Raw genomic sequence first — 3293 nt, 5'->3', positions numbered from 1 at the left:
TTTAATCATGGTGTCCGGGGTTCGATCCCCCGGTGGATCACCAAATCCTAGCTTATTAGCTAGGATTTTTTATTTTTTGTAGATTTATTTGATTTATTTTATAATAAATAACATCTATGTTTTATAATATCTTTCTATAATATATATGTTTTTTAGAATAATTAGAGTAAATAATGGATGAATAATATTTTTAGTTCTTTTTAAGATGAATCATGATTGTATTTATTTCTTGAACTTTAATGTCTAAAGTTAATTTTAAGCTTTAAAATCTTATCAATTTAAATATAAGACATAAAATATAGTTTTATATCCTGTCTAATTTTTATTCTTTGTAGCTTTATGCTTATAAAGGCGATCCAAAATTCTCTTTGATAAATTTTAATACGTAGTTCTGGCAGCAATTCTTATATAAAAATTAAAGATTGCTACTTTTTAAATGATATATATTGTTATATAGGCAGTATTAAGGTGAAAGGTTATTGAATTAATATAGGATGCTAGCTTAATAGCATATACATAGATATTTGAATCTTATAAATAAACAATATTAGAGTGAGTATTAAGTTTAGAGTCAATTCTTAAGGATAATTGATGTAAATCTCATGGAGTATATATATTTAAGTAGTTTATATTAATATTGTAAGGAAGTTATAATATTAGTTTTCTATTAAAGTAGTATATAGTAATGCTTTAAGGTAAATCAGTCATAAGGATTAGTAATTATATCAATTGAACTATTAAGTTGAAGGGTATAATATGTAATTAAGGTATGCTTTAAATATTATAGTATATGAAGCTGATATTTATAAATAAAAATTAATCTTAGCTTTAAAAGTTAGAAATATATTAGACCTGATTAAAATAAACATACTCACAAATATTAATTTTTAGGGGGAAGTACAGTAGACATTAAATGTAGTGGTACACGATGTACTGATGCATTATAAATAACAGGGGGTATTTTTATATGGACAGATTATATTTAGAGAAGTTTGTATCAATAGATGATTTTAAATATTTTTCAAAGTTAGTTTTTAATGAAGAAGTAATGAATATGAATTTAGGAAGAGTTTTCACTATAGAAGAATCAGAAATGTATTTTAAAGGATTATTAAAAAGTCTTGATAGACACGAGAAATGTGGAATTTTAAAGTCTTTGAGTGTGGCACCAATGAATTTATAGGAGTATGTGCACTTTCAATAAATAATGATTTTAGTGAAGCTGAGGTTGAATATATGCTTATGCCAGAATATTGGGGAAAGGGCTATGGAAGCGAAATATTAGGAGAACTATTAAATATAGCTGATAGTATACCTGATATAAGAAAGTTAGTAGGGATAACAAAGCCTAATAACATAATATCAAAGAACATATTATGTAAATATGGTTTTAAATCAGTAGAAGTGTTTAAAGTAGATGATGGAACTATAGCGGAGAGATTAGAAAAAAATATACATTGATTAAGAGCTGTCATACTACTGTAGTATGACAGCTCTAGTAATTTTATTTCCACTCGGAAGTTTTAATTTCTACGTCATTTGATAAGAAATTTATATATCTTGAAAGAGTGAATAAATAGTCAGATAATCTATTCATAAACATATAGCTTTGAGGATATGATGTTATATTAATATCTTCTAAGAATTCAACAAATAATCTTTCACATCTTCTTACAATAGCACGAACCAATTGTGCATAGGTTGCATCTTCTGTACCGCTGTATATTATAAAAGAACGCTGAGGAGGCATTCTATCTGTCATATCATTAATTTTTTCTTCTAGTAATTGTACGTGCTCCTCTGTAAATTTTATATCTTTAAAGTTAGATGAAACTTCTACACCCATATTATATAGACCATTTTCAATCCATTGAAGAAGCTCTATTATATCTTTTTTCTTCATAGGTTGAATTTTTTTATTGCTATGTACTAGGGAGGAAAGATATCCTATAGAAGCATTAACTTCATCAATTTCTCCATTAAGTTGAATAATAAGAGAAGCTTTAGATACTCTTTCACCATATAAAGTAGCAGTTGTTCCTTTGTCGCCTGTTTTTGTATATATAGCCATAAACTCACCTCGATTATTTAATATGTAATCAATAATTATTATTGATTAAGATATATTTTATCATAGTTTTATAGTTTTTAAGTAGTTAAAAGAAAATTAAATAAAATTCAAATATTAAAACTATAACTTCTTAAATAAAAGTATTCACTTATTTTATAAATATATGTATTGAGACAGTTCAAGTTTATAGTTAAGGTATTTCTTTATCCTCTTCACCTAAGGTTATAAAACTTTTGGCTAAATCTTCAATAGTAGTATCTAATATATTAATAAATTGACTAAAAGCAAAATATTAAGAAGTTATTTAATTACACTAAAATATGTTTTTTTATAGGTTAAGGGTAAAAATATAATTAGTTGTCCACTCTTTATGATTATATCTATTAACAGTTGTTGAAGATATATAAGAAATAGTTATATATTGAATTCAAAAAATTATATTTAACTTCAACTATGATAAGCTTAATATAGGATTAATTGTATTGAGGTAGTGATAGATAGTATCTTAAATAAATCCTGGATACCTTTAAGAATCATATAGTTTTATATTAAAATTTAATCAATATGCAATAATAAGGTTTTAATATTATGATATATTATTTAAAGTTAATTTGATATATAAAGATTGATTATAGATAATTATACTTAAATAAATTAATAAGCAGCTAAGTTTTAATATAAAAATTTATAGATTTAAATATACAATAAAAAATATATTAAACTTGAATCTGGAGTTTCTATGTTTAGTGGCATTAAGTTTCTAGAAGTTACAAGAAATCTATAAATAAATAGAGCATGTAGTATTATATAAATTAAAAAGATATTATGTATATATAAGAAATAAAAATAAAATAAAAAAGCTATAGAACTGTTTTAGGGGGAAAGATTGAGTATATTTATGTGAAAAAAGCAAGTGAAATAGTAAAAACCTTACCTAGTGTATCTATATAAGTAAAATTAAATAAATTAAAGAAAAAGGCTAGAAAGTAATTGGTAATATAAAAAAATGGAGATTTTAGTGAATAGTATAGAGTTAGAATATGATATTATATTCCTTGTCGCTGAGAGGCACTGAAGAAAACAACGAACAAGAAAAAATCTTGAAAAAAGTTGTTGACAAAGAATATCAAGTTTGATATTATAAGGGAGTCGCTTCTGAGAAACGACAAGAAAAACATGGTCTTTGAAAATTAAACAGAGTAATAAAGAAACAACTCGTAAA

The 3293-nt window shown here is 24.3% G+C and carries 3 protein-coding genes; 2 read left to right on the top strand and 1 reads right to left on the bottom strand.

Annotation, left to right across the window (positions count from 1 at the left end):
* Positions 1-967: 967 nt before the first annotated feature.
* Both BUA48_RS15305 and BUA48_RS15195 read left to right on the top strand, forming a co-directional pair.
* Entirely contained in the window at positions 968-1183 is a 216-nt protein-coding gene (locus BUA48_RS15305) for a hypothetical protein (RefSeq protein WP_084666391.1), read from the top strand.
* On the top strand, positions 1138-1461 hold the full coding sequence (locus tag BUA48_RS15195) for a GNAT family N-acetyltransferase (protein ID WP_242944360.1): 324 nt from the start codon (positions 1138-1140) through the stop codon (positions 1459-1461). Before BUA48_RS15305 ends, BUA48_RS15195 begins: the two co-directional genes overlap by 46 nt.
* 43 nt (positions 1462-1504) lie before the next feature.
* Here the strand turns inward: BUA48_RS15195 and BUA48_RS15190 are convergent, their stop codons facing one another.
* Positions 1505-2071 carry a cob(I)yrinic acid a,c-diamide adenosyltransferase gene (locus tag BUA48_RS15190; RefSeq protein WP_072832887.1) on the bottom strand — a complete coding sequence of 189 codons (567 nt, stop codon included), beginning with the start codon at positions 2069-2071 and terminating at the stop codon, positions 1505-1507.
* Positions 2072-3293: the final 1222 nt, after the last annotated feature.

The sequence above is a fragment of the Clostridium collagenovorans DSM 3089 genome, from assembly GCF_900130005.1.
Lineage (GTDB): Bacteria > Bacillota > Clostridia > Clostridiales > Clostridiaceae > Clostridium_D > Clostridium_D collagenovorans.
Note: the sequence above shows the minus strand (reverse complement) of the source record. Positions and strands in the feature narration are given on the sequence as shown.